Here is a 26,179-nt window from a genome sequence, read left to right as displayed (position 1 = left end):
ATGAACCCGACCCATTGCTCTCCCCGCATCTGTATACAGAGTGTGAACAAGGTCTTCAAGACCGATGACCGCGAGGTGGTGGCCCTCAAGGACATCAATCTCGACATCCCCGACGGCCAGTTCGTCTGCCTGCTCGGTCCTTCCGGCTGTGGCAAGTCCACGCTTCTGAACGCCATCGCCGGGTTTGCGCTGCCCTCGTCCGGCCAGATCCTGACCGGCGACAAGGTGGTCAGCGAGCCGGGCCCGGACCGTGGCATGGTGTTCCAGGAATATGCGCTGTTCCCCTGGATGACGGTGGAGCAGAACGTCGCCTTCGGCCTGGAGATCAAGGGCCGACCCAAGGCCGAGATCGCCCAGCGCGTGAGCCAGCTGCTGGACAAGCTGGGCCTGATCGACTTCCGCACCCGCTTCCCCAAGGACTTGTCGGGCGGCATGCGCCAGCGCGTGGCCATTGCCCGGGTACTGGCGCTGGATTCGCCCATCCTGCTGATGGACGAACCCTTCGGTGCCCTCGATGCGCTCACCCGGCGCAACCTGCAGGATGAGCTGCTACGCATCTGGGACGAGTTCAGGAAGACCATCGTCTTCGTCACCCACAGCATCGAGGAAGCCATCTACCTGGCCGACCGCATCGTGGTCATGACCTACCGGCCCGGCACGGTCAAGCGCGACATGCTGGTGAACCTGCCGCGCCTGCGCGACCCGGCCGCGCCCGAGTTCAATGCCTTGAAGCGCGAACTGGGCCAGCTGGTGATGGAAGAGCAGCAGCGCCATCACAACGCCGAGATGAAGGCGGCCGCCGTCGACTGAGGCAGTGCGTTGTCCCTGATGCAGCACCCGGACACGGCAGGCACCCCCTGCCGTGTCGCATTTGGCGGGCCCGATTTGCCCGCCGGCTGACCCGGCGCAAGCCGGGCCGGGGCCGAGATAGTGTAAACTCGGGTGATGCAAACTTATTTTTTCATCCTGGCTGCGCTGCTCTATCTGGGCTGCGCCTTCATGCCCTCGGAGCGGCGCGTGCCGATTTCGCTGGGCATCGTCGCGGGCTGGGTGCTGCACGGTGCGGCGCTGCTGTCGGACATGTTCGCGCCGGAGGCACTGCGGGTGGGTTTTGCGGTCATGCTCTCGTCCACGCTGTGGATTTCCGTTGCGGCCTACTGGCTGGAAAATCGCAATTTCTCGCTCGACAGCATGCGCGTGCTGGTGCTGCCGGTGGCGGCCGTGGCGGTGGTGCTGCCCAGCCTCTTCCCGGGCAACATGGTGGCGCTCACCGGCAAGTCCGACTGGTTCCTGGCGCACATCGCCATCTCCATTCTGGCCTATAGCACCCTGACCATCGCCGCCTTCCATGCGGTATTGATGGTGCTGCAGGAGTCGCGCCTGCATACCCGCCCCGGTCCGGCCGCCCAGTCCAGCTGGTTCGGGCTGGCGCTGGATCGCCTGCCGGCGCTGCTGACCATGGAAAAATTGCTGTTCCGCCTGATCGCCTTCGGCTTCACCTTGCTGACGCTGACGGTGCTATCGGGCGTGGTCTTTTCCGAGCAGTTGTTCGGGACACCATTGAAGTGGGACCACAAGACGGTCTTCACCATGCTGTCCTGGCTGCTGTTCGGCCTGCTCCTGGCCGGCCGTCGCTGGCAGGGATGGCGGGGGCGGACTGCGCTGAGCTTCACGCTGGCCGGTTTCGCCATTCTTCTATTAGCTTATGTGGGCAGCCGGTTCGTGCTTGAAGTCGTGCTGCATCGGGTTTTGACATGAAATATCTGATCTGGCTGGTCGTGCTGCTGGCCGTGGTGGTGTGGTTCCAGCGCGCCAAGAAATCCATGCTGGCCGGTAGCGACCCCGCCGCCGATGGCAATGCCGAGCCCGGCATGCCGCGTCCCAAGCCCTCGCGCTTTCGCCGCCGTGGCGACAGCAACGTCGAGACCATGGTGCAGTGCGCCCATTGCGGCATCCACTTCCCGTCTTCCGAGGCGGTGGTGCATGCCTCCGGTGCGCAGTACTGCTGCGAAGAGCATCGCCGCCTCGCCTCCTTCTGAACCATGGACACTGCCTTTTCTGAGCCCGGCGCCTGGATCATCGACGGCGACGGCTGGTGCAATCACGCCCGCCGCGAACCCTCGCCCAACTGCGATGACCGTCCCGAAGGCGTGGCCGCCGAGCTGCTGGTGATCCACAACATCAGCCTGCCGCCCGGTGAATTCGGCGGGCCCTACATCGCCGACCTGTTCTGCAACCGCCTCGACTTCGACGCTCATCCCTATTTCGACCAGTTGCGTGCGCTGCGGGTGTCGGCCCACTTCCTGATCCGCCGCGATGGCGAGGTGGTGCAGTTCGTGCCAGCCCATCGGCGCGCCTGGCATGCAGGCGTTTCCAGTTTCGAAGGGCGTGAGCGCTGCAATGATTTTTCCATCGGCATCGAGCTGGAGGGGACCGACTTCGAACCCTTCACCGAGGTCCAGTATGCGACCCTGGTGCTGCTCTCCCAGGCCCTGGTAACGCGCTATGGTCTGACCGCCGTGGCCGGTCACGAGCACATCGCGCCGGTGCGCAAGACCGATCCCGGTCCCTGCTTCGACTGGGCACGCTATCACAACAAAATGGCGGAAATTGTTAACGCGGCGCAATTGCGCTTCCCTCTTGGCCTTCACAAAAGTCAAGCTTGATGAGCAGAAAAATTCTCGAAATAGCGGTTGCATCTGCCTAGGCCCGCTACTAGAATTAGTCCCAATCGTTGTTTTGATACTAGATGTAGTGCTCAGTTGAACTTGTTGTTGTAGTCGGGTCTGTATCCTCAGCAGGCCCATTCCAGGCAGTGCTTCAGAAGGTGCCAGACCCGCGAGGCAGTAACCAAGTATGACAACGCCCCCGGTTCTCCTTCTTTAAATCCGTTCCACACATCAGTTTCAAGCAGTTTTGCGTCAGCATGAATGTCCGTGCAACGGGCAGTCATTGTGGGACGCTTCCGTCGTTCGCGGGCCCCGTGCAGTTCGGAGCCCGGATGAAGTTATTAGCAACGCAGGCGGCATACCCCGGCCGTCTGCCCCATGTACCTCAGGAGGCTAAGTGCGCTCAACCCAAGAAATTTCCGTCAAATCGCCCGCCCCGTTTGGCGTCTCCGCCGAGCTGGAAGGCTCCGCTGAAGGCCAGTCCATCGTGTCCCAGACCGCAGGCCTGGGCGAATACCGCATCATCCGCCGCAATGGCGCCGTGGTCGGTTTCGAGCCCTCCAAGATTTCCATCGCCGTGACCAAGGCCTTCCTGGCCGTCAACGGTGGCCAGGGTGCGGCCTCGGCGCGCGTACGCGAAATGGTCGAGCAACTGACCACCAACGTGGTGTCGGCGCTGGTGCGCCGCCAGCCCACCGGTGGCACCTTCCATATTGAAGACATCCAGGACCAGGTCGAACTGGCCCTGATGCGTTCGGGCGAGCATGACGTGGCCCGTGCCTACGTGCTGTACCGCGCCAAGCGCATGGAAGAGCGTGCCCAGCAAGGCGCCGCCACCAAGACCGAAGTGGCCGCACCGCAACTGCACGTGACCGAAGACGGCCAGAGCCGTCCGCTGGACATCAATGAAGTGCGCTCCCTGATCGCCGCTGCCTGCGTCGGCCTGGAATCGCACGTCGATGCCGAAGCCATCCTGGCCGAAACCGTCAAGAACCTGTACGACGGCGTGCCCGTCGAAGAGCTGTACAAGTCCGCCATCCTGGCTGCCCGCGCGCTGATGGAAAAGGACCCGGCCTACAGCCAGGTGACCTCGCGCCTGCTGATGCACACCATCCGCAAGGAAGTCTTCGGCAAGGAAGTGGCGCAGGCTGACGCTCCCGCCGAGTACCTGGAATACTTCCCGCAATACGTGAAGAAGGGTATCGACGCCGAGTTGCTCGACACCAAGCTGGCCCAGTTCGACCTGGCCAAGCTGGCCGCTGCCCTCAAGCCCGAGCGCGACCTGCAGTTCGGCTACATCGGCCTGCAGACCCTGTATGACCGTTACTTCCTGCACATCGGCGGCACCCGCATCGAGATGCCCCAGGCGTTCTACATGCGCGTGGCGATGGGCCTGGCACTGAACGAAATCGACCGCGAAGCGCGCGCCATCGAGTTCTACGACCTGCTGTCGTCCTTCGACTTCATGAGCTCGACCCCGACCCTGTTCAACTCGGGTACCCAGCGTTCGCAGCTGTCCTCCTGCTACCTGACCACGGTGGCCGACGACCTCGATGGCATCTACGAAGCCATCAAGGAAAACGCCCTGCTGGCCAAGTTCGCCGGCGGCCTGGGCAACGACTGGACCCCGGTGCGCGCCCTGGGCGCCCACATCAAGGGCACCAACGGCAAGTCGCAAGGCGTGGTCCCCTTCCTGAAGGTGGTCAACGATACTGCCGTGGCGGTCAACCAGGGCGGCAAGCGCAAGGGCGCTGTCTGCGCCTACCTGGAAACCTGGCACATGGACATCGAGGAATTCCTCGAACTGCGCAAGAACACCGGCGACGACCGCCGCCGCACCCACGACATGAACACCGCGAACTGGATTCCCGACCTGTTCATGAAGCGCGTGATGGAAAAGGGCGAGTGGACCCTGTTCTCGCCCTCCGATACCCCGGACCTGCACGACAAGTTCGGCCGTGCCTTCGAAGAAGCCTACACCGCCTATGAAGCCAAGGCCGCCCGTGGCGAGCTGAAGCTCTTCAAGAAGGTGCAAGCCAACGACCTGTGGCGCAAGATGCTGTCGATGCTCTTCGAAACCGGCCACCCGTGGATCACCTTCAAGGATCCTTGCAACATCCGCTCGCCCCAGCAACACGTGGGCGTGGTCCACAGCTCCAACCTGTGCACCGAGATCACCTTGAACACCAACGAGAGCGAGATCGCGGTCTGCAACCTGGGTTCGGTGAACCTGCCGGCGCACCTGGTCAATGGCGAGCTGGACCATGCCAAGCTGCAAAAGACCATCCGCACCGCCATGCGCATGCTGGACAACGTCATCGACATCAACTACTACGCCGTCAAGAAGGCTCGTGACTCCAACCTGCGCCACCGTCCGGTGGGCATGGGCATCATGGGCTTCCAGGACTGCCTGCACATCAAGCGCGTGCCGTACGCCTCGATGGATGCCGTCGAATTCGCCGACCGCTCCATGGAAGCCGTCTGCTACTACGCCTACATGGCCTCGACCGAACTGGCTGAAGAGCGCGGCCGTTACGCGTCCTACCGCGGTTCGCTGTGGGATCGCGGCATCCTGCCGCAGGATTCCCTGAAGCTGCTGGCGCAAGAGCGCGGCGGTTACCTGGAAACCGACACCACCGAGACCCTGGACTGGGCCGCCCTGCGTGCGCGCATCGCCGAACACGGCATGCGCAACTCGAACTGCGTGGCCATTGCGCCGACGGCGACCATCTCCAACATCATCGGCGTGTCCGCCTGCATCGAGCCGACCTACCAGAACCTGTACGTGAAGTCGAACCTGTCGGGCGAATTCACCGAGATCAACGAGTACCTGGTGCGCGACCTGAAGGCCCGTGGCCTGTGGGATGAAGTCATGGTCGCCGACCTCAAGTATTTCGACGGCAGCCTGGCCAAGATCGACCGCATCCCGCAAGACCTGCGCGACATCTACGCCACCGCTTTCGAAGTGGATCCGTCCTGGCTGGTGGAAGCCGCCTCGCGTCGCCAGAAGTGGATCGACCAGGCCCAGTCGCTGAACATCTACATGGCGGGTGCTTCCGGCAAGCGCCTGGATGAGACCTACAAGCTGGCCTGGCTGCGTGGCCTCAAGACCACCTACTACCTGCGCACCATCGGTGCCACCCACACCGAGAAGTCCACCTCCCGTGCGGGTGCACTGAACGCCGTGGCCGTTGATGGCGGTGCGGGTGCGATGGCATCGGCCTCCGGTACGGCCGTGCCGGCTGCACCGATCGCGTCGGCTGCCGCTGCATCGGCTGCCTATGTGATGCCGAACCCGGGTGCTTCGATCGAAGCCGATGGTCCGGTCTGCACCATGCGTCCGGGCGATGCGGGCTTCGAAGAGTGCGAGGCCTGCCAGTAAGCAAGCAATCCGGGTGGGGCCAGGCGGCCTGCTGATGAGGATGATCAAGGTCATCCGAGATGACGGCAGCACCACTGTCCCAGTCCCACCCACCCTAGCCGGCGCATCGCGGTGAACTTCACCGGATGCGCCGTTGTCACCTGATAGACACCCGCCGCGCCACGGTCATCCGACCCGCCGGCAGCCACCGATAAAGTAAAGAGGAACCACAGATGCTTTCTTGGGATGATGAAGTCAAGCAGCCGGCCCAGGCGCCGCGCACCCCGAACCTGCAGCCGCAACTGCAACCGGCCTTCGGCCAGTCCAACGCCGCGCTGAACCCGGCGCTGATGGCCGGCAACAGCGAGCAGGTCGACACCACCCGCCGCGTCAACGCCGCCGACAAGCGCATCATCAACGGCCACACCGACGTCAACCAGCTGGTGCCCTTCAAGTACAAGTGGGCCTGGGACAAGTACCTGGCCGGCTGTGCCAACCACTGGATGCCGCAAGAGATCAACATGCAGCGCGACATCGAGCTGTGGAAGAACCCCAACGGCCTGACCGAAGATGAACGCCGTCTGGTCAAGCGCAACCTGGGCTTCTTCGTCACCGCCGACTCGCTGGCGGCCAACAACATCGTGCTGGGCACCTATCGCCACATCACCGCACCGGAGTGCCGCCAGTACCTGCTGCGCCAGGCTTTTGAAGAAGCGATCCACACCCACGCCTACCAGTACATCGTCGAGTCGCTGGGCCTGGATGAAGCCGAGATCTTCAACGCCTATCACGAGGTCGCATCGATCCGCGACAAGGACGAGTTCCTGATTCCCTTCATCGATACGCTGACCGATCCTGAGTTCAAGACCGGCACGATGGAGAATGACCAGAAGCTGTTGAAGTCCTTGATCGTCTTCGCCTGCATCATGGAAGGCCTGTTCTTCTACGTCGGCTTCACGCAGATCCTGGCACTGGGTCGCCAGAACAAGATGATGGGTGCAGCCGAGCAGTATCAATACATCCTGCGCGACGAATCGATGCACTGCAACTTCGGTATCGACCTGATCAACACCGTGAAGATGGAGAACCCGCACCTGTGGACTCCTGAATTCCGCGAAGAGATCAAATCGTTGTTTTTACGCGCGGTGGAGTTGGAATATCGTTACGCAGAGGATACAATGCCGCGAGGCGTGCTCGGGTTGAACGCACCGATGTTCAAGAGCTACCTGCGATTCATCGCAAACCGCCGCGCACAGCAAATCGGATTGGACCCGCTGTTCGCACAAGAAGAAAATCCGTTCCCGTGGATGAGCGAGATGATCGACTTGAAGAAGGAGCGCAACTTCTTTGAGACCCGCGTCATCGAATACCAAACCGGGGGCGCACTGAGTTGGGAATGATGTGCAGTCTCGAAGCTCTCTTCATCGAGACGTGATGCACAACAGGAGCCGGGTAGCTTGCAAGATGCCCGGCTGCTGAAACGGAAAAGGCCTACGCCAAATTAATGAACAGTCAGAGACCGAATCAATCTTCTCTGTTATCGCCGCTTAACCCCCTCGTGTCGGGTCAGGCGGCTTTTCCTTTGAAAAACACTGAAGTTTTTCAGGAACGCGATTCCGACGCTAGCGTTTGAACACGCTGGCGTTTTTTTTGGTGTCGCGCCTGCTCCCGTAGTCGCATCTTCCTGCGCCATTGCGCGGGCACTACCGGAGGGGCGTCGCCAAGATAGCTGAAGCGCTGCATAGGTGAGGGGATGCAGCAGTTCAGCTGGTGCCGAATTCATTAGCGCAAGCCACAGGCGGCTTGTGCCGATGAATAGCTCGCCCGCGTCATCGCGATGTCGCGTGCGGGTTGCTTATATCAAGCTTGATTTTTTCCATTCACGTGAAGAAGGAGAAACAAAATGGCAACAGCAGCAAAGAAGACCGCGGCGAAGAAGCCGGCGGCAAAGAAGGAAAAGGCGGTCGCCGCCAAGGAAACCACCAAGAAGGTAGCAGCCCCCAAGGCCGCCGCCGCCAAGAAGACCGTGGCCAAGGCCGCCGCCAAGCCGGCAGCTGCCAAGAAGGCTGCAGCGCCGAAGAAGGCCGCTGCAACCAAGGCAGCCGCTCCGAAGGCAGCAGCGAAGAAGGTTGCAGCTCCGAAGGCAGCCGCCAAGAAGGCAGCCGCTCCGAAGGCAGCAGCGAAGAAGGTTGCAGCTCCGAAGGCAGCCGCCAAGAAGACCGCAGCACCGAAGGCAGCCGCAGCGAAGAAGGTTGCAGCTCCGAAGGCAGCCGCCAAGAAGGCCGCACCGAAAGCAGCCGCAGCGAAGAAGGTTGCAGCTCCGAAGGCCGCCGCCAAGAAGACTGCAGCACCGAAGGCAGCTGCAGCGAAGAAGGTTGCAGCTCCGAAGGCAGCCGCCAAGAAGACCGCAGCTCCGAAGGCAGCCGCAGCGAAGAAGGTTGCAGCTCCGAAGGCAGCCGCCAAGAAGACTGCAGCTCCGAAGGCAGCTGCAGCGAAGAAGGTTGCAGCTCCGAAGGCCGCCGCCAAGAAGACTGCAGCTCCGAAGGCAGCTGCAGCGAAGAAGGTTGCAGCTCCCAAGGCAGCCGCCAAGAAGGTAGCAGCGCCGAAGGCCGCAGCAGCCCCCAAGGCCGCCGCTCCGAAGAAGGCCGCCGCGCCCAAGAAGGCAGCCGCCAAGCCGGCAGCAACCGCTGCTGCAGCACCGGCCGCCAAGACCGTGCTGAACCCGGCCGCTGCATGGCCGTTCCCGACCGGCGCTGGCCGTCCGTAATCCGGGCGCGCGTCTAGTCTGATCCCCTCAGACTGAAAGCCGCTGTATGGCATTGCGCCATGCAGCGGTTTTTTTATGACTGTCCGTTCTTGTCTGGCCGAAGAGATGGCCGCTGCGATCAACATGATGCCGGAAGCTCTGCTCTGGCAATCCGGCGCAATGGCACAATATGGAAGAACCCGGACATGCTCGCATGCGTTGCGCGTGCATGCTGCATGATGATGTCGCCACTGCACCTGGCGATTGCGCCCCAGCCGCTGGCACACTAGTATGTGCCCTGCCTCTCACTGATGGAGATCCCTGTGCTGCTTAGTATTTTCACGATGATCGTCAACGCCGTCGCCAGCATCCTGGCCGGTGTCATGCTGCTGCGTTTCTGGATGCAGGTGGTCCGCGTGCGTCCGCCCCAATCGGTGGGGCAGTTCGTCTACCAGCTCTCGGACTGGCTGGTGCGTCCCCTGCGCCGGGTGATGCCGGGCAGCGGCTACGACTGGGCCAGCCTGGTGGGGGCCTTCCTCATCGTGCTCTTGTCCATCGTCGCCATCCTGGGATTGCAGACCGGCTTCAACTTCAAGATCATCTTGCTGGTGGCGCTGGAGCGCTTGCTGCAGTGGATCTGCTACGGCTTCATGGCCACGCTCATCATCGAAGCCGTCTTCAGCTGGGTCAATCCGCATGCGCCGCTGGCCCCCTTCGTGCGTGCCCTGAACGACCCGCTGCTGCGCCCGCTGCGCCGTGTCATCCCGCCGCTGGGTGGCGTCGACCTGTCGCCGCTGGTGCTGCTGATCCTGCTGCAGATTGCAGTGCGGGTGATCGACGCGCTGTTCTTCACGCTCTACTGAAGACGCTGCCGGGCTTGCCCCAACGCAAAAGAGCCGGACACGTCCGGCTCTTTTGCTGTCTGCTTGGGCTTCTTCGGTCAGCGCTTCTGCCTGGCCGACCATTGCTCCAGTGCCTGCATGGTGTTCTCCACATGCTTTTCCGGATTCATGTCGGTGTATTCGTAGAGGATGGCATGGTCCGGCGTGATGACGTAGGAGGTGCGGCTGGCATAGCCGGTCACCTTCATGAACTGGGCGTCATAGGCCTTCATGATCTTCTTGTCGACGTCGGCGGCCACGGCGAACTTGCTGCGGCATTCGCTGACGGAGAACTTGTTGAGCGTCTCGATGTTGTCGCCGGACACGCCGATGACAGTCGCCCCCAGCGCTTTATAGCGATCCACTGCTTCGGCGAAGAGGTGGGCTTCGATGGTGCAGCCAGAGGTGAAGGCGGCCGGGTAGAAGTACAGCACCACCGGGCCTTTCTTGAGCGCCTCCGAGAGCGAGAAGGTCGAAACCTGTCCGCCCAGTGAACTCGGAGCAGAGAACTCGGGCGCCTGGTCGCCGGGTTTGAGTGCAGCCAGCGCAGCTTGCGAACACAGCGCCGCACCCAGCAGGACGCACGCGCCGACCGCGCGACGCAGGTGCATCGAGAGCTTGGCTGGCATGACAGAAGACGAATGGCTCGGCATGGCGAATCTCCTTGGTGGGTCCTGCTGCCGGTGCTACGCACTGCGCGACACCGGCCTGGAATGACATCAGAAGCGATAACCGAAGGCCTTGTGGAAGCGCTCTTCGATCTCTGCCTTGGAGGGCGCATGGTTCTGTGGTCCTTGCGAGGCGATCTTGATGGAACCCATCAGGCTGGCCAGGCGGCCGGTGGTTTCCCAGTCATAGCCTTCGGTCAGGCCATAGAGCATGCCGGCGCGGAAGGCATCGCCGCAGCCGGTGGGATCGGCGATCTTGTCGGCCCGCACGCAGGGGATGGCGAGGTGCTTGCCGTTGACGAAGATGTCCGCCCCCAGCTCGCCGCGCGTGACCACCAGGGCCGTGACGCGCTCGGCGATCTGCGCCAGGGTCAGGCCGGTGCGGGCCGTCAGCATCTCGGCTTCGTAATCGTTGACGGCCACGTGGGTCGCCATGTCGATGAAGTTCTTGAGGTCATTGCCATCGAACATCGGCATGCCCTGGCCCGGGTCGAAGATCAGCGGGATGTTCAGTTCTGCTGCCTGCTGCGCGTGCTGCAGCATGCCATCGCGGCCATCGGGGGCGACGATGGCGAACTTGGCCGTGCCGGCATCGGCCACCTTGTTTTCATGCGACCAGCTCATGGCGCCGGGGTGGAAAGCCGTGATCTGGTTGTTGTCGGCATCGGTGGTGATGAAGCACTGGGCCGTGAAGGAGGTCTCGATCTGGCGCACGCATTGCGTGGAGATTCCCAGCGCGGCCAGGCGCTCCATGTAGGGCGCGCTATCGAGGCCGACAGTGGCCATCACGATGGGCTCACCGCCCAGCAGCTTGAGGTTGTAGGCGATGTTGCCGGCACAGCCGCCGAACTCGCGGCGCATGGTCGGCACCAGGAAGGAGACGTTGACCTTGTGCAACTGGTCGGCCAGCAGGGCTTCAGCGAAGCGGCCCTCGTATTGCATGATGTTGTCGTAAGCGAGGGAACCGCAGATCAGTGAGCTCATGGCGTGGTCGGTACAAGTGAGTGAACGATGCCGCATTGTAGAAGAAAAGCGGCGGGGAGGCTGGATTTGGCGCAAGCAGCGCCGCGTTGCGGGGGGCAGGGCTGCTCAGGGATAGAACAGATAGATGCGATAGCCCGAGACCAATGCTTCCTTGAGCTCGAAGTTGAGCTTGACCTGCTGTTCGCTCGCGGGCGCGATGCCGCTGTCGACCTGGGCCGGATCGGCCAGATAATCGCGCGGACGGAAGACCCGGCGCACCACGGCCTTCTCGTCATCATTGTTGAGCGTGAGTTCGATATGCGGCCAGGCCTGCGCCGTGTCGCCGCGATTGCGCATCACCAGCGAGAGCGCATAGACGTTCTGGTTGGGCGGCACCACCTGCAGTTCGTTGGATTCCAGCGAGAGCCGGTCGATCTCGGTAGGCAGGCCCACGGTGCAATGGAAGGCCACGCACATGCCATTGAGCAGGGGACGCAAGGGCGGCGCGGCGGCGGCCAGGGGATTACGCCAGTAATAGAGCGATTGCAGCAGCAGCACCGGCACCATCACCCCGGCCAGCACCATCATCACCATCTTCATCACCTGGCTGATGCGCGCGCGGCGCTCGGCACGCTTGACGAAGCCGGGCTCGTCGGCGGGCTCGCCCTCGTCCTGGATTTCCCGTTCTTCCTCCGCAGCCGGCAGCGGCTCGTCGTCGATGCGAAACACCGCAGCCACCTCGGGAGGGGCGGCGATCTCATCGGCATCGATGGAAGAGCGCTGCAGCAGGGCGCCGCTGTCGGGTTCGTCTTCCGACGGGGCAGGCAAGCCGCTGGACTGGTCGGCGACGTTGATCTTGTCCACAGGTGCGGCGGGCTTGAGCGCGGCACCCAGATCGGGAATGTAGCCCGGGCTGGCGGGCGAGCGGAATACCTTGGGCTCGGCGATCACCGGAATGGCAGCGGGCGCAGCAATGGTCGGCTCGGGAGCCTGAACGTTCACCTCCGGCAGCGGTGCTGGCGCGGGGGGAGCGGAGAAAACCGGTTGAGAGGCTGGCGGCGGGATATTTCGTTCATATGCGCCTGGAGCCGGGGAAATCGGGGATGTCTGCAATGCCGGCGTCGGTGCCATGGACGGGCTGGCCATGCCGGCCTGCGCCTTGCTGCCCGGTGCGGGCTGGTAGTGGCCGTCGGCCACGCTGGGCTCGACCAGGAATTCGTTACCGTTGAAGACTTCGCGGCAATTGCCGCAGCGGACCAGTCCGCCGCGCAGTTTGAGCTGATCGCTGGCGACCCTGAAGATGGTCAGGCAGTGCGGACACTGGGTCGCCAACGCCATGGATTACTCCGGCAGGCGGCCTGCCAGGGCCACCCAGCCTTCGTGTTCGGCCCACACGGTCAGGGCGATGTAGGGTGCGTAGCTGGCGATGACTTCCTGCGCCTGGCGCTCCAGCACGCCCGAGAGCACCAGCGAACCGCCCGCGCGCACGCGGCCGGCCAGCATCGGCGCCATCAGTTGCAGGGGACCCGCCAGGATGTTGGCCACCACCACGTCGAAGCGCTCGCCTTCCGGATGGGTCTGGGCGAAGGGTTCCGGCAGGTAGTAGGTAGCGCTGCAGCCGTTGCGTTCGGTATTGTGATGCGCGGCTTCCAGCGCCTGCGGATCAATGTCCACACCGATCACCTGCGGCACGCCGATCTTGGCGGCCACCAGGGCCAGGATGCCCGAGCCGCAGCCGTAGTCCAGCAGCGTGCTGGCCTGGGTGGCATTGGTTTCCAGCCATTCCATGCACAGCCGGGTGGTCGGATGGCTGCCGGTGCCGAAGGCCAGGCCCGGGTCCAGTTCCAGCACCAGGGCGTCCGGATCGGCCGGGGCTTCGTGCCAGCTCGGCACCACCCAGATGCGCTGGCCGATGTGGATGGGCTCGAACTGGGATTGCGTCAGGCGCACCCAGTCCTGCTCTTCCACGTTGCGGGTGGCAAAGGGCAGGGCATAGTCCAGGCCGATGGCCTTGGCGGCATCCGTGACGATGGTGGCGTGGTCGGCATCCTTGCCGGCCAGCGCCACCACGCGGCTGCGATCCCAGGCGGCTTCTTCGGGCTCCATGCCGGGCTCGCCGAAGAGCGGGCGTTCGGCCTCGGTGCCTTCATCGGCATCTTCCACCGACACCGACAGGGCGCCAGCATCCATCAGGGCGTCGGACAATGCCTCCGCCTCTTCCCGCGCCACTTCGATGACGATTTCTACCCAAGCCATGCCTGTCCTTGCCTTTGCTGTTGCGTTACCGTTGATGCTGATGTGCTGCGATTACTTCTTGGGGGCCTTGTCCGCTTCCGGCGCCGTCGGGCGTTCCGACAACTTATGTTCCAGATAATGGATATTGGTTCCGCCTTCGAAGAAACGCGCATCGACCATCAGTTCGCGGTGCAGCGGGATGTTGGTCGAAATGCCTTCCACCACCATTTCCGACAGCGCGATCTGCATGCGGCGGATGGCCTGCTCGCGGGTGGCGCCATAGGAAATGACCTTGCCCACCATGGAATCATAGTTGGGCGGCACGAAGTAACCCGAATAGGCATGCGAATCCACGCGGATGCCAGGACCGCCCGGCACGTGCCAGGCCGTAATGCGGCCCGGCGAAGGGATGAACTTGAACGGATCCTCGGCGTTGATGCGGCATTCGATGGCGTGACCCTTCAGTTCGATGTCGCGCTGGCGGTAGCGCAGCTTTTCGCCGGCGGCGATGCGGATCTGTTCCTGCACGATGTCCACACCGGTGATCATTTCGGTCACCGGGTGTTCCACCTGGACGCGGGTGTTCATCTCGATGAAGTAGAACTCTTCATTTTCATACAGGAACTCGAAGGTGCCGGCGCCACGATAGTTCATCTTGCGGCAGGCTTCGGCGCAGCGTTCGCCGATCTTTTCGATGATCTTTCGCGGGATGCCCGGTGCGGGCGCTTCCTCGATCACCTTCTGGTGGCGGCGCTGCATGGAGCAGTCGCGCTCGCCCAGCCAGATGGCTTGCTTGTGCTCGTCGGCCAGGACCTGGATTTCCACGTGACGCGGATTTTCCAGGTACTTCTCCATATAGACTTCCGGATTGCCGAAGGCGGCACCCGCTTCGGTCTTGGTCATGGTCACGGCATTGATCAGCGCGGCTTCGGTATGCACCACGCGCATGCCACGGCCACCGCCGCCGCCGGCGGCCTTGATGATGACCGGATAGCCGATCTTGCGGGCGATCTGGACGATTTCCTTGGGATTGTCCGGCAGCGCACCTTCCGAACCCGGCACGCAGGGCACGCCGGCACGGATCATGGCCTGCTTGGCCGACACCTTGTCGCCCATCATGCGGATGTTTTCCGCGCGCGGGCCGATGAAGACGAAGCCGGACTGCTCCACGCGCTCGGCGAAATCGGCGTTTTCCGACAGGAAGCCGTAGCCGGGGTGGATCGCCTGGGCGTCCGTCACTTCAGCGGCGCTGATGATGGCCGGCATGTTCAGGTAGGACAGCGCCGACGGGGCCGGGCCGATACAGACCGACTCATCGGCCAGCTTCACGTACTTGGCCTCACGGTCGGCCTCGGAGTGCACGACCACGGTCTTGATACCCAGTTCGCGGCAGGCGCGCTGGATACGCAGGGCAATTTCGCCACGGTTGGCGATGAGGATTTTTTCAAACATAACAGGAATGAGGCGTCGCCAGGTTCAAGCGTTATAGGTTCCAAAGCCAGGCTGCGGGCATCTGCCGCGCGGCGGCCGTTGCGGCCGGGCCAGGGACTGCGGCGGAGTTTAACCCAGCACGAACAGCGGTTGGCCGAACTCGACGGCCTGGCCGTTTTCCACCAGGATCTGCTTGACCACGCCACCCTTGTCGGCGTCGATTTCGTTGAGCAGCTTCATGGCTTCGATGATGCACAGGGTATCGCCTTCCTTGACTTCCTTGCCCACTTCGACGAACGCCGGTGCGCCAGGCGCGGAGGAACGGTAGAAAGTGCCGACCATCGGCGACTTGACGATATGGCCTTCCGGCACGGCCGGGGCTGCCGGGGCGGCTGCAGGAGCAGCAGCGGCGGGCGCGGCGGCCACCGGAGCGGCGGCGGGCGCGTAGGCTTGCTGTTGCGGCACCATCACCACCTGGTTCTGGGCATTCGGGGAAGACTTGACGATGCGGACCTTGCTTTCGCCTTCGGTGACTTCCAGCTCTTCGATGGCCGATTCAGCAACCAGGTCGATCAGCGTCTTGAGTTTTCGTAAATCCATTTGAATCCCTCGGAATGTAGATGAGTAGTGTTGTTAACGAAGCGCCGGCGCTCTGTCGCGGCCGGCGGGTCCAGTCTGGGTCTTGCAGTACGTGAAGCGATCCGTTCGAAGCGGCGGGTCCGCCCTCAGGATTGACGCAGCCAGAAATCGACGGCTAGCGAATAGCCATCCACCCCGAAGCCGCACAGGACTGCCCGGGCGATGCCGGACAGATAGGAAAAATGCCGGAACTCCTCGCGCTGGTGCACATTGGAGATATGCAGTTCCACGAAGGGAATGGCCACCCCGGCCAGCGCATCGCGCAGGGCCACGCTGGTATGCGTCAATCCGCCCGGATTGATGATGATGCCGTCCACCCCTTCATGGCGGGCCTGATGGATGCGGTCGATCAGGGCGCCTTCATGGTTGCTCTGGAAGGCCACCAGCGACGCCCCGGCGGCGCGGGCCTGTTCTTGTGCACGCTGTTCGATATCGGCCAGCGTGGTATATCCGTAGACTTCCGGCTCCCGGGTTCCGAGCAGATTCAGGTTCGGGCCATTGAGCAGGAGAAGCTGTTTTGCCATGGAGATTAGGCTCCGTTTGACGACGATGCGCGCATTTTGCCGTCAAATGCCTTCATTTGGCAAGAAAAACTTTCTTTTCACGGATTTACGTCGGTGCAGGGGGATGTCACAGCTGGGAGAGGTCGGCGCGCAGTTCGTCGAACTTGATGCGGCCCAGGTAGACCTTCTTGACGTTGCCGTCCTTGCCCACCAGAGCGGTGAACGGGAGACCGCCCGCCTGATTGCCGAATTGCCGCAGCAAATCGGTGGCGCCGGTTCCGGCAACGAAGAGAGGATAGCGGATTTGGTACTTTTGCGCAAACTTGGCGATATTTTCCTGGCTATCGACGCCAATTCCCAGGATTTGCACCGGCGCGATCTCATTCTGCAGGGCAGTCAGCTCCGGCATTTCCTCCACGCAGGGGCCGCACCAGGTGGCCCAGAAGTTGACCACCAGGGGCTTGCCTTTATATTGGGCCAGGGATTGGGTCTGGCCGCTGGCGTCGGGCAGCGATTGCGAGAGCAGCTGGTTCAGTGCCCGGGTCTCCGCAGAGACGGGCGGGTTGGCGCGATGGCTGGCGTAGAGGCCAACACCCACGCAAAGCACCGCAACGACGGCCAACAAGATCACATTTTTTAGTTTCTTCATGAATTCTCATCCTCGGAAGTGGCATCGATCAAGCCGGCCAGCGCCGCCGCATCGCCGCGCTCGGGACGTTTGCCGGGGGCGGCCCGCAGGCTGCCGCGCAGATCGTCTTCGTCATACAGGGCCAGATGGGCCAGTTCGGGATCGGCGCCGCGCTGGGGCAGCAGGAAGCTCAGGGTTTCCACCGCCTGGCCGGTGCGGAAGTGGCTGGTTTCCCCGACCTCGAAGTTCACATGCTTGTTGAGGAGGAAAATCTCCACCTCCTTGGCGCTGGGGGAAAAGAGCTGCAGGTGGATGTCCGAATGTTCACCTGCCGTGCCATTCCACACTGCGCCGGTAATATAAGGATTGAATTGCTGCAGATCCTGCATCAGTTGCAGGGCCACCTGGCGCAGGTGCAGCAGACGCGCCGGCTGGGTGTCGGCAAAGAAGAGTTCATTGTAGAGGCGCACTTCGTCTTCGATCTGCTCGTTATCGGGCATGATCTCGCCGCGTACCTTCTGGTTTCCCAGGATCTGCTTGGCCGCCTTGCGCTTGGCCGTACCGTAGTCGGCGCCATCCTCGGCGATCATGCGGGCGGCGGCCGCAGCGATTTCGGCGCGCACTTGCTCGGTGGGGGAAGTGAATTCGAATTCTGGCATGGGCCACATGATACCCGCTGCCGGGCGTGGCTGCGCCGGACCGGCCGGTCAGCTGTTGGTCCATTTGTGCGCACGCCTGGCCAGGGTAGCGTGCGGGCTCTCGCCGAACTGCTTCTTGTAGTAGCGCATGAAGAGATAGAGATGGGTGAACCCCCAGCTCAGTGCGATGTGCTGGATGTCGGCAGGAACGGCCGGGTCCAGCAGGTCTTCCCGCACGCGTCCCAGGCGCTGGGTACGCAGGAACTCCATCGGCGTCATTTCCTTGTAGCGGCGAAAGCCCGACTGCAGCGAGCGCACGCTGATGGCGGCATGTGCGGCGATGTCGGCCAGGGTGATGGGGGCTGACAGCCTGGCCATGATGAACTCCACGGCACGTTTGATCTGGCGTGGCGCAGGCGCGCTCGGTCGGCGCATCAGGGCATGAGAATGATTGTGCGGCAGGTTGTGCAGGATCAGGAAGCAGGCCGCGTGCAAGAGGTTGGCCATGGCCAGCGGTGCATTCTGCAGCGGGGCGATCCCGCTGAGGCCTTCGGCGATGAGTTCACCCAGGGACGCCAGGGCAGCGCGCACATGCGCATCGGGCAGCAGCGACGAATGAAAGCGCAATTGCCGGTGCACCGGCGCCTCCAGCAGCTGAGACAGGTTGTGGGTCATGCAATGCATCGAAAAAAAGAACCCCAGGCCGGAGGAATTGCCTGGGCTGGCGATCTGCTGTATCTGCGCCAGATTGAGCATGATGGCGCTGCCACTGTCGCAATGGATCAGCCCCTCGGCCGTGCGCCCCTGCAGCTCGCCGCTGCGCGCAATGTAAAGGCTGTATCCCTCGGCCTCGGGGGCGCTGGGCAGGGCCCAGCCCGACCGCGTGGTGGCGCGATAGAGTCCTCCCTCGGGCAGCAGGAAGTATTCGCCTTCATAGTGGACTGCGGCGTGGGACGCGTTCGGGTTTTCGACCTTGATGCCGGTCGTGCGCAAAAAGCTGTCGGCACATTGCGGGTTGGACAGATCAACCTCGGTTCTTGAACCCAGGGCAGAAAAAGAAGTTTGTCTTTTGATACCGCTTTCAATGAGAAAAGCGCTCAGCGGCATTTTCTGTTGCATCCAGGGCATATCAAGACAGCGAGCATGTCGATTTGTATCAGAAAATGTTTAATGAATATTTAAGTTTTTCCTGTGATTCTCGCTCAAGCTCCAGAGCTTCCTTTCACGGAAACGAAGTACTCCGAAAAAATGCGCAGGAATTTTCCCGCACGCCGGAACCTTGGTGAGGAAGCGGTTAAGTTCGGTCTATCGCGTACGCAACAGACTGGTGATGGCCGTCTGACCGGACGTACTTTTTTGCGCATCCGACCATGAAAAGGAAGAGTCATGAACTGGTTTTACAATCGCAGAATTGCCACCAAGCTATTGCTGGCCTTTGCCTGCATATTGCTGTTGACGGGCGTGCTGGGCATTTTTTCCATCGTCCAGCTGCACAAGGTCAACCAGTCAGCCACTGAACTGGCCACCAACTGGCTGCCCAGCATCCGCTCCATCAATGACATGAAGGTGGCGCTTTCGCGCGTGCGTGCCAATCAAGCCCAACTTGCGCTCTACGATGGCGAGGAAAAGCAGAGCAACGCCATCATCGGCGTCATGAACAAGAACCTGGCGGCCCTGGCGGAGGCACGCAAGCAGTATGTCGGCCAGATATCCGAGCCGGGCGAGAAGGCGCTGTTTCCCAGTGTCAACGAGCGCATCGACAAATTCATTGCCCTTCACGGTGACACGCTCGCTGCCGTCCAGTCCGGCAAGGTCGATGAGGCCAAGCGGCTGCTGCTGGGGCCCGCCTTCCAGAATTACCTGGCGCTGCTCGATGAGCTCGACAAGCTGGCCCAAGTCAATCTGGATGGCAGCGTCCAGTCCACCCACAACGCCGAGAGCACCTATGACCAAGCTCAGCTATGGGTCGTCGTCATCCTGACCGGTGCCCTGCTGGCAGGTCTGGCACTGGCCTTGTTCATCGCCCGGGTGATTTCCACGCCGCTGCGTAGCGCGGGTGAGTTTGCCCATCGCATTGCCGCCGGCGACCTCACCGCCGATATCACCGCCCGATCCACCGATGAAACCGGGCAACTGACGGCCGCCCTGGCGGCCATGAACACCAGCCTGCGCCGCATCGTCGGCAAGGTCAGGAGTGGCACCGACACCATCGCCACCGCATCGGGCCAGATCTCCAGCGGCAACCTGGACCTCTCCAGCCGCACTGAAGAGCAGGCCAGTTCGCTGGAAGAAACCGCCTCGGCCATGGAAGAACTGACTTCCACCGTGCGGCAGAATGCGGAAAACGCGCGCCAGGCCAACCAATTGGCCCTGAGTGCGTCCACCATCGCCGAGGAAGGTGGCAAGGTGGTCAGCCAGGTGATCGAGACCATGGGCAGCATCGATGCCTCCTCCAAGAAGATCGTGGACATCATCAGCGTGATCGATGGCATTGCCTTCCAGACCAATATCCTGGCCCTCAATGCGGCGGTGGAAGCCGCGCGTGCCGGCGAGCAAGGGCGCGGCTTCGCCGTGGTGGCCACGGAAGTGCGCTCGCTGGCCCAGCGTTCGGCCACTGCCGCCAAGGAGATCAAGACCCTCATCGACAATTCGGTGCAGCAGGTCGGAGTAGGCAGCGGGCTGGTGCAGCAAGCCGGGGTGACCATTTCCGAGGTGGTGTCCAGCGTGCAGCGGGTCACCGATGTGATGGCCGAGATTTCGGCCGCCAGCGGTGAGCAGACCCAAGGCATCGAGCAGGTCAACCAGGCCATTACCCAGATGGATGAGGTGACCCAGCAGAATGCCGCCCTGGTGGAAGAGGCCGCTTCGGCATCGCAGTCGCTGTCGCACCAGGCCCAGCAGCTGTCGGAGCTGGTCGGGGTATTCCGCCTGCCGGGCACTGTCCTGCAGCAAGCCCCGGACCTGGAAGTCGTGGCCACTGCGGCACCCGCGTACCGGCCGCCGCGCCCTGCGGTGGCCGGCGCCCGTCCCGCCGCCGCGCCCGCCCTGGCCGTGGCGCAGGGTGGTCAGGATGAGCAATGGGAAGCCTTCTGAGGCAATCATTGCGGCCGCCGTGCCACTGGGGATAGGGAGGAGTCGCCGGCTCAGGTAAAATCTTGGGATTACACCCCAAGATTCGCTATGCATATACACATCCTCGGCATCTGCGGCACCTTCATGGGCGGCCTGGCCGTGCTGGCCAAAGAGGCCGGCCATACCGTGACCGGCTGCGACGCCAACGTCTATCCCCCCATGAGCACCCAGTTGGAAGCCCAGGGCATCACCCTGATCCAGGGCTTCGAGCCGTCCCAGGTGGAGTTGCAGCCCGATCTGTTCGTGATCGGCAACGTGGTCTCGCGCGGCAATCCGCTGATGGAAGAGATCCTCAACCGGGGCCTGCCCTACGTCTCCGGCCCGCAATGGATGGGCGAGAACATCCTGCAGGACAAGTGGGTCCTGTCGGTGGCCGGTACCCACGGCAAGACCACCACCTCGGCCATGCTGGCCTGGGTGCTGGAACATGCGGGCTACCAGCCGGGCTTCCTGATCGGCGGGGTGCCGATGAACTTCGGCATCTCGGCGCGCCTGGGCAGCGACGGCCAGGGCGGACCTTCGCCCTTCTTCGTCATCGAAGCCGACGAATACGACACCGCCTTCTTCGACAAGCGCAGCAAGTTCGTCCACTACCGTAGCCGCACCGCCATCCTGAACAACCTGGAATACGATCACGCCGACATCTTCCCCGATCTGGCTGCCATCGAGACGCAATTCCATCACCTGGTGCGCACCGTGCCCGGTATCGGCCGCGTCATCGTCAATGGCCGCGAAGCCGCGCTGGAGCGCGTGCTGGCACGCGGCTGCTGGAGCGAACGTGAAGATTTCGGCGTGGCCGCCGGCCAGCCCGGCTGGTCGCTGCAGACCCGCGAGGATGGCCGTTTCGAGGTCTTCTTCGAGGGCCACTCGCAAGGCACGGTGACCTGGGAGCTGAGCGGCGAACACAACCGCATGAACGCCCTGGCCGCCATCGCCGCCGCTCGTCACGTGGGCGTGCCGCCAGCACAGGCCATCGAGGCGCTGGGCGCCTTCCAGAGCGTCAAGCGGCGCATGGAGCTGCGCGGGACCGCCAGGGGCGTGGCCGTGTATGACGATTTTGCCCATCACCCGACGGCGATTGCCACCACCGTGGCCGGCCTGCGCAAGAAGGTCGGTGCGGCGCGCATCCTGGCCGTGCTGGAACCGCGTTCCAATACCATGAAGCTGGGCACCATGAAGGACGCCCTGCCGGGTAGCCTGGTGGAGGCCGATCTGGTCTTCGGTTTCGGCGCCCAATCCGGGCGCGACGCGCTGGGCTGGGATCTGGCCGAGGCGCTGGCCCCGCTGGGCGACAAGGCCGCCGCCTTCCACGATCTGGATGCCCTGGTGCAAGCCGTCAAGGCCGCCGCCCAGCCGGGCGACCATGTGCTGGTGATGAGCAATGGCGGCTTTGGCGGCGTGCACCAGAAGCTGCTGGACGCGCTGGCATGATCCTGTACCTGCACGGCTTTCGTTCCTCGCCGCAGTCCTTCAAGGCGCGTGTGATGGGACAGCGCATGGCCGAACTGGGTTTGCAGGACCAGTATGTCTGTCCGCAGCTGCCGGCCTCGCCGGCCGGCGCCATCGCCCTGGCCGGCTCGCTCGTGGCCGGCGTGGACCCGGCGCAGCTGACCGTGGTCGGCTCCTCCCTGGGCGGCTATTACGCCACCTGGCTGGCCGAGCACACCGGCTGCCGGGCGGTGCTGGTCAACCCGGCCGTGAAGCCGCCGCGCGACCTGGAATCCTATGTCGGCGTGACCACGCAATACCATTCCGACGAACCCTTCGAATTCAAGCGCGAGTACATCGCCGAGCTGCTGGCCCTGGCCGTGCCGGCCATCACGCGCCCGCAGCGTTATTTCCTGCTGGCCGCCACCGGCGACGAGGTGCTGGACTGGCGCGAGATGGTGGCCCATTACCCCGGCGCACGGCAGACCGTCATCGAGGGTAGTGACCACGGCATGGCCGAGTTCGCCGATCATCTGGACGAGGTGCTGGCCTTTTGTGGCGTCGACCTGCCCGGCAAGGCGGTGCGCTGATGCCGCATGCTGTACGGATGGGGCGCTGGAGGGCGCACCCGCAGGCGCTGGCCTCGCTGCTGGCCGCCGATGGCGACCTGATGCGCCGCACCCGCGCCTGGCTGTCGGACCCCGGTTCCATGACACTGAAACTCAAGAATCGGACCCAAAGCTTCAGCGTGCGCCTGCTGCGCCAGCGTCCGGGCCGCATCCTGGCCGATGAACATGAAGCCTTGTGCATATCGCCCCGTAGCCGCGTTGTTGAGCGCGATGTGATCCTGCTGGCCGACGGGCAGCCGGTGGTGTTCGGGCACACGGTCTTGTCCACCGGCTCGGTCAAGTCCGACTGGCCCTTCTTCAGCAAGCTGGGCACGACGCCCCTGGGCGCCAACTTGTTCTTTGATCCGCTGGTCGGGCGCAGCCCCATCCAGTATGCTCGGCTGGCCGCCGGCCACCCGCTGATGCAGCGGATCGCGCTGGCCCTGCCCGAGACCGAATTGCCGACCACCTTGCTGGCGCGCCGCTCCCTGTTTACCCGGCGTGGCGGCGTGCTGATGGTGACCGATGTTTTCCTGCCGGCATTGCAGGCGCTCATGCGTCCGATGCCGGCTCACGTACCGATTGAAAAGCGATAGAAGCAGATGAATTTATTGTTCGAAGAATCCGGCGATTTCAAGGCCGGCTCCATCATGACCCAGCAGGGCGAGTCCTACCAGGTCGAGATGGCCTCCGGCAAGCGCGCCAAGGTCAAGTCGCGCGATGCGCTGCTGCAATTCGCTGCCCCGGCGCCGCAGGAACTGCTGCAACAGGCGCAGGCCATCGCGCAGGAAATCGATCTGGACTTCCTCTGGGAAGTGGCCGGCGAAGAAGAATTCGGCTTCACCGACCTGGCCGCCGAGTACTTCGGCCATGCCCCGCTGCCGCCTGAGGCAGCCGGCCTGCTGCTGTGCCTGCATCATGCACCGATCTATTTCTACAAGAAGGGCCGTGGGCGCTACAAGGCCGCCCCGCAAGCCTCGCTGCAGGCTGCCCTGGCCGGACTGGAAAAGAAGAAGCAGCAACTGGCTGCGCAGGCCGTGTATGTCGAGGAGTTGAAGGCCCACAAGTTGCCCGAAGCCTTCCGCCCCATCGCGCTGCAATTGCTCTTCAAGCCGGACAAGAACGGCATCGAATTCAAGGCCCTGGATGCCGCCGCCAAGGAACTGCAGACCACCCCGCAGCGCCTGATGCTGGCCGCCGGCGGGGTGGCCTCGCCCAAGGATTTGCATTACGCGCGCTTCCTCTCCGAATTCTTCCCGCGCGGCACCGGCTTCCCGGCCATCGACATCCCGCCGGCCACGACCGATCTGCCGCTGGCCGAGGTGCAAGCCTTCTCCATCGATGACGTGACCACCACCGAAATCGATGATGCCCTGTCGGTCACCCGCCTGCCCGATGGCAAGCTGCGTGTGGGCATCCACATCGCCGCGCCGGGCCTGGCCATCAAGCGCGGCGACGCCATCGATGCGATTGCGCGTGCTCGCATGTCCACCGTCTACATGCCGGGCGAGAAGATCACCATGCTGCCCGACGACCTGGTGGCTACCTATACGCTGGATGCCGGTGCCGCCCGTCCGGCCTTGTCGCTCTATGCCACGCTGGATCCTGCCAGCTGGGAAGTGCTGGCCACCGAGACCCGTGCCGAGCTGGTGCCCATCGCCGCCAACCTGCGTCACAACGATCTCGACGAGCTGGTCACCGAGGAAGCCCTGGCCGAGAATCGCGGCGAGTATCCGCACAAGGAAGAGATCGCGCTCTTGTGGCAATGGGTGCAGTTGCTGGAGCAGGGCCGCATGGCCAAGCGCGAGAGCTTCGGCCTGCGCCCGGAACAGAACAACCGCGTCGACTTCAACTTCTATGTCGAGAACGATGTGGTGAGCATCGTGCGCCGCCGCCGTGGCGCGCCGCTGGACAAGATCGTGGCCGAGCTGATGATCTTCGCCAACAGTACCTGGGGCAAGCTCATGGCCGATCACGGCGTGCCCGGCATCTATCGCGCGCAAGGCGGCGGGGCCGGCGGCTGGGCCGCCAAGATGCAGGTGCGCATGGTCACCCACGCCGCGCCTCACCAGGGGCTGGGCGTGGATCAATATGCCTGGAGCACGTCGCCGCTGCGCCGCTACACCGACCTGGTGAACCAGTGGCAGATCCTGGCCTGCATCGAACATGGCGTGACCGCGCCGCTGGTGGCGCCTTTCAAGCCGCGCGATGCCGAGCTGTTCGCCATCGTCTCCGGCTTTGATGCGGCCTATTCGGGGTATGCCGATTTCCAGTCCACCATGGAACGCTACTGGTGCCTGCGCTGGCTGGCCCAGGAAAACGCCCGCACCGTGGAGGCGGTGGTGTTGAAGGATGAAATCCTGCGCTTAGTCGAGATTCCGCTGGTGCTGCGCATGCCGGGCCTGCCACAACTGGCGCGCGGCCTGCAGGTCAAGCTGGACCTGCTGCGCTGGGATGAAGTCGACCTGACCGTGGAGGCGCGCCTGCTGGAAGTGCCGGCCGCCGCCGCCCAGGCCCTGGCCACCGATATCGGAGAAGAGGACGAAGAGGAGTTGCTCGAAGGCATGGCCGCCATGGGCAGCGAAGAGCAGGGCGAGGAAGGCGAGGCAGAACAGGCACAGGATCAGGCCGGCGATGTGCCAGTGCCAGGTGCCCCCGATACTGCCGATGCCGGCGAAAACCCGCCCGCCCAAGCGGCCCAATGAAGCAGTGCTGGCGTAGAATTGGCGCTGTGTCTATCGTCGTCGCTTCCCGTTTGCTGTGAATCTGTTTGCCCAACACCGTCTGCTGAGCCTGGCGCTCGGAATTTCGCTGCTGGTGCATGGCCTCTTGCTGGCCGTGCACTTTGCTGCGCCCGACGCCTTCCGCTTCAAGCCGTCCGACCCGGAACTGGAAGTCATCCTGGTCAACGCCAAGCACGACAAGAAGCCGGTCAACGCCCAGGCGCTGGCGCAGGCCAATCTGGATGGCGGCGGCAACGCCGATGAGGGCCGCGCCAAGTCACCGCTGCCGGACATGCAGCACGTGGAGAGCGGCGACAGCGTCAAGGCCGCGCAGCGCAAGGTGGCCGAACTGGAACAGCAGCAGCGCAAGATGCTGGCCCAGCTGCAGGAGGCACGGCAGCACGTGGCCAGCGCCGACCTGCCAAAGCCGGCCGAGACACCGCAGCCGAACGCACGCGAGCTGACCGAAACCGCCAAGGCCATGGCGCGCATGGAAGCCGAGCTGGCCAGGGACATCGAGCAATACAACAAGCGGCCGAAGAAGACCCAGATCACGCCGAGCACCCGCGAAGTGGGTTATGCGCAGTACTTCAAGGCCTTGCAGGACAAGGTGGAAAAGGTCGGTACGCTGAACTTCCCGACCCGCGACGGCAAGAAGCTCTATGGCGAATTGCTGGTGGTGATTCCGGTGTTCCAGGATGGCAGCCTCTACGAGCGCGATGGCGGCGTAGTGGTGCGTACCAGTTCGGGCAATGCCGCACTGGACCGTGCAGCGGTGGACATCGTGCGGCGCGCGGCGCCTTTCGGCCGCTTCCCGGAGAACATGCGCACCAGCGGCAAGGATGACGTGTGGGAAGTCATCGTGACCTTCCGTTTCACCCGCGACCAGGGCGTGCAGGCACAACTGGGCGCCAGCTGACACCGGG

24 protein-coding genes are annotated in these 26,179 nt (G+C 63.4%); 14 read left to right on the top strand and 10 right to left on the bottom strand.

Features of this window, described 5'->3' with window-relative positions:
* From ACVC5H_RS23750 to ACVC5H_RS23715, 8 genes are all read left to right on the top strand, one after another.
* Entirely contained in the window at positions 1-810 is an 810-nt protein-coding gene (locus ACVC5H_RS23750; RefSeq protein ID WP_489620170.1) for an ABC transporter ATP-binding protein, read from the top strand.
* Between the two features lie 135 nt (positions 811-945).
* Complete coding sequence (locus ACVC5H_RS23745) at positions 946-1,758, top strand: cytochrome C assembly family protein (protein WP_489620169.1); 813 nt, start codon at positions 946-948, stop codon at positions 1,756-1,758.
* Positions 1,755-2,039 (top strand): PP0621 family protein, encoded by a 285-nt coding sequence (locus ACVC5H_RS23740; protein ID WP_489620168.1) that lies wholly within the window; start codon positions 1,755-1,757, stop codon positions 2,037-2,039. Before ACVC5H_RS23745 ends, ACVC5H_RS23740 begins: the two co-directional genes overlap by 4 nt.
* A gap of 3 nt (positions 2,040-2,042) precedes the next feature.
* A complete protein-coding gene (gene ampD / locus ACVC5H_RS23735) occupies positions 2,043-2,666 on the top strand; it encodes a 1,6-anhydro-N-acetylmuramyl-L-alanine amidase AmpD (protein WP_489620167.1) in 624 nt (207 codons plus the stop codon).
* Positions 2,667-3,066: 400 nt separating this feature from the next.
* Positions 3,067-6,051 carry a ribonucleoside-diphosphate reductase subunit alpha gene (locus ACVC5H_RS23730; protein ID WP_489620166.1) on the top strand — a complete coding sequence of 995 codons (2,985 nt, stop codon included), beginning with the start codon at positions 3,067-3,069 and terminating at the stop codon, positions 6,049-6,051.
* 212 nt (positions 6,052-6,263) lie between these two features.
* Positions 6,264-7,430 (top strand): ribonucleotide-diphosphate reductase subunit beta, encoded by a 1,167-nt coding sequence (locus tag ACVC5H_RS23725; RefSeq protein WP_489620165.1) that lies wholly within the window; start codon positions 6,264-6,266, stop codon positions 7,428-7,430.
* A 503-nt stretch (positions 7,431-7,933) separates the two neighbouring features.
* The gene (locus ACVC5H_RS23720) at positions 7,934-8,797 is read left to right on the top strand and encodes a histone H1-like repetitive region-containing protein (RefSeq protein WP_489620164.1); all 864 of its coding nucleotides are present in this window, start codon (positions 7,934-7,936) and stop codon (positions 8,795-8,797) included.
* 302 nt (positions 8,798-9,099) lie between these two features.
* Positions 9,100-9,639 (top strand): YggT family protein, encoded by a 540-nt coding sequence (locus ACVC5H_RS23715; RefSeq protein WP_489620163.1) that lies wholly within the window; start codon positions 9,100-9,102, stop codon positions 9,637-9,639.
* A 77-nt stretch (positions 9,640-9,716) separates the two neighbouring features.
* On the opposite strand, the gene ACVC5H_RS23710 is transcribed toward ACVC5H_RS23715, so the two are convergent.
* The 10 genes from ACVC5H_RS23710 to ACVC5H_RS23665 all read right to left on the bottom strand — a co-directional run bounded on the left by ACVC5H_RS23710 (position 9,717) and on the right by ACVC5H_RS23665 (position 18,355).
* Entirely contained in the window at positions 9,717-10,310 is a 594-nt protein-coding gene (locus ACVC5H_RS23710) for a peroxiredoxin (protein ID WP_489620162.1), read from the bottom strand.
* A 66-nt stretch (positions 10,311-10,376) separates the two neighbouring features.
* Positions 10,377-11,309, bottom strand: coding sequence for a carbohydrate kinase family protein (locus tag ACVC5H_RS23705; RefSeq protein ID WP_489620161.1), 933 nt, complete (start codon positions 11,307-11,309; stop codon positions 10,377-10,379).
* A 105-nt stretch (positions 11,310-11,414) separates the two neighbouring features.
* Positions 11,415-12,626, bottom strand: a complete 1,212-nt coding sequence (locus ACVC5H_RS23700; RefSeq protein WP_489620160.1) for a DUF3426 domain-containing protein — start codon at positions 12,624-12,626, stop codon at positions 11,415-11,417.
* A 3-nt stretch (positions 12,627-12,629) separates the two neighbouring features.
* Positions 12,630-13,544 carry a 50S ribosomal protein L11 methyltransferase gene (gene prmA, locus ACVC5H_RS23695; protein WP_489620159.1) on the bottom strand — a complete coding sequence of 305 codons (915 nt, stop codon included), beginning with the start codon at positions 13,542-13,544 and terminating at the stop codon, positions 12,630-12,632.
* A gap of 51 nt (positions 13,545-13,595) precedes the next feature.
* The gene (gene accC / locus ACVC5H_RS23690) at positions 13,596-14,975 is read right to left on the bottom strand and encodes an acetyl-CoA carboxylase biotin carboxylase subunit (RefSeq protein WP_489620158.1); all 1,380 of its coding nucleotides are present in this window, start codon (positions 14,973-14,975) and stop codon (positions 13,596-13,598) included.
* A gap of 108 nt (positions 14,976-15,083) precedes the next feature.
* A complete protein-coding gene (accB, locus tag ACVC5H_RS23685) occupies positions 15,084-15,554 on the bottom strand; it encodes an acetyl-CoA carboxylase biotin carboxyl carrier protein (RefSeq protein WP_489620157.1) in 471 nt (156 codons plus the stop codon).
* Positions 15,555-15,679: 125 nt separating this feature from the next.
* The gene (gene aroQ, locus ACVC5H_RS23680) at positions 15,680-16,117 is read right to left on the bottom strand and encodes a type II 3-dehydroquinate dehydratase (RefSeq protein WP_489620156.1); all 438 of its coding nucleotides are present in this window, start codon (positions 16,115-16,117) and stop codon (positions 15,680-15,682) included.
* A 106-nt stretch (positions 16,118-16,223) separates the two neighbouring features.
* Positions 16,224-16,745 carry a TlpA family protein disulfide reductase gene (locus tag ACVC5H_RS23675; RefSeq protein WP_489620155.1) on the bottom strand — a complete coding sequence of 174 codons (522 nt, stop codon included), beginning with the start codon at positions 16,743-16,745 and terminating at the stop codon, positions 16,224-16,226.
* Complete coding sequence (locus tag ACVC5H_RS23670; RefSeq protein ID WP_489620154.1) at positions 16,742-17,392, bottom strand: hypothetical protein; 651 nt, start codon at positions 17,390-17,392, stop codon at positions 16,742-16,744. The genes ACVC5H_RS23675 and ACVC5H_RS23670 overlap by 4 nt, the downstream gene beginning before the upstream one ends.
* Positions 17,393-17,431: 39 nt before the next feature.
* Complete coding sequence (locus ACVC5H_RS23665; RefSeq protein ID WP_489620153.1) at positions 17,432-18,355, bottom strand: helix-turn-helix transcriptional regulator; 924 nt, start codon at positions 18,353-18,355, stop codon at positions 17,432-17,434.
* Between the two features lie 393 nt (positions 18,356-18,748).
* Here ACVC5H_RS23665 and ACVC5H_RS23660 point away from each other — a divergent pair, with 393 nt between their 5' ends.
* From ACVC5H_RS23660 to tolA, 6 genes are all read left to right on the top strand, one after another.
* Positions 18,749-20,455, top strand: a complete 1,707-nt coding sequence (locus ACVC5H_RS23660; protein ID WP_489620152.1) for a methyl-accepting chemotaxis protein — start codon at positions 18,749-18,751, stop codon at positions 20,453-20,455.
* 87 nt (positions 20,456-20,542) lie between these two features.
* Positions 20,543-21,925, top strand: a complete 1,383-nt coding sequence (mpl, locus tag ACVC5H_RS23655) for a UDP-N-acetylmuramate:L-alanyl-gamma-D-glutamyl-meso-diaminopimelate ligase (protein ID WP_489620151.1) — start codon at positions 20,543-20,545, stop codon at positions 21,923-21,925.
* The gene (locus tag ACVC5H_RS23650) at positions 21,922-22,512 is read left to right on the top strand and encodes a YqiA/YcfP family alpha/beta fold hydrolase (RefSeq protein ID WP_489620150.1); all 591 of its coding nucleotides are present in this window, start codon (positions 21,922-21,924) and stop codon (positions 22,510-22,512) included. Before mpl ends, ACVC5H_RS23650 begins: the two co-directional genes overlap by 4 nt.
* Positions 22,512-23,126: a chorismate--pyruvate lyase family protein gene (locus ACVC5H_RS23645; RefSeq protein WP_489620149.1), complete on the top strand. Its 615-nt coding sequence runs from the start codon at positions 22,512-22,514 to the stop codon at positions 23,124-23,126. Before ACVC5H_RS23650 ends, ACVC5H_RS23645 begins: the two co-directional genes overlap by 1 nt.
* Before the next feature lie 6 nt (positions 23,127-23,132).
* The gene (locus ACVC5H_RS23640) at positions 23,133-25,235 is read left to right on the top strand and encodes a ribonuclease catalytic domain-containing protein (RefSeq protein ID WP_489620148.1); all 2,103 of its coding nucleotides are present in this window, start codon (positions 23,133-23,135) and stop codon (positions 25,233-25,235) included.
* A 55-nt stretch (positions 25,236-25,290) separates the two neighbouring features.
* Positions 25,291-26,172, top strand: coding sequence for a cell envelope integrity protein TolA (gene tolA / locus ACVC5H_RS23635; protein WP_489620147.1), 882 nt, complete (start codon positions 25,291-25,293; stop codon positions 26,170-26,172).
* Positions 26,173-26,179: the final 7 nt, after the last annotated feature.

The sequence above is a fragment of the Herbaspirillum sp. Her3 genome (assembly GCF_057961275.1).
The sequence above is the reverse complement of the archived record's forward strand: the minus strand, read 5'-3'. Positions and strand labels throughout refer to the sequence as shown.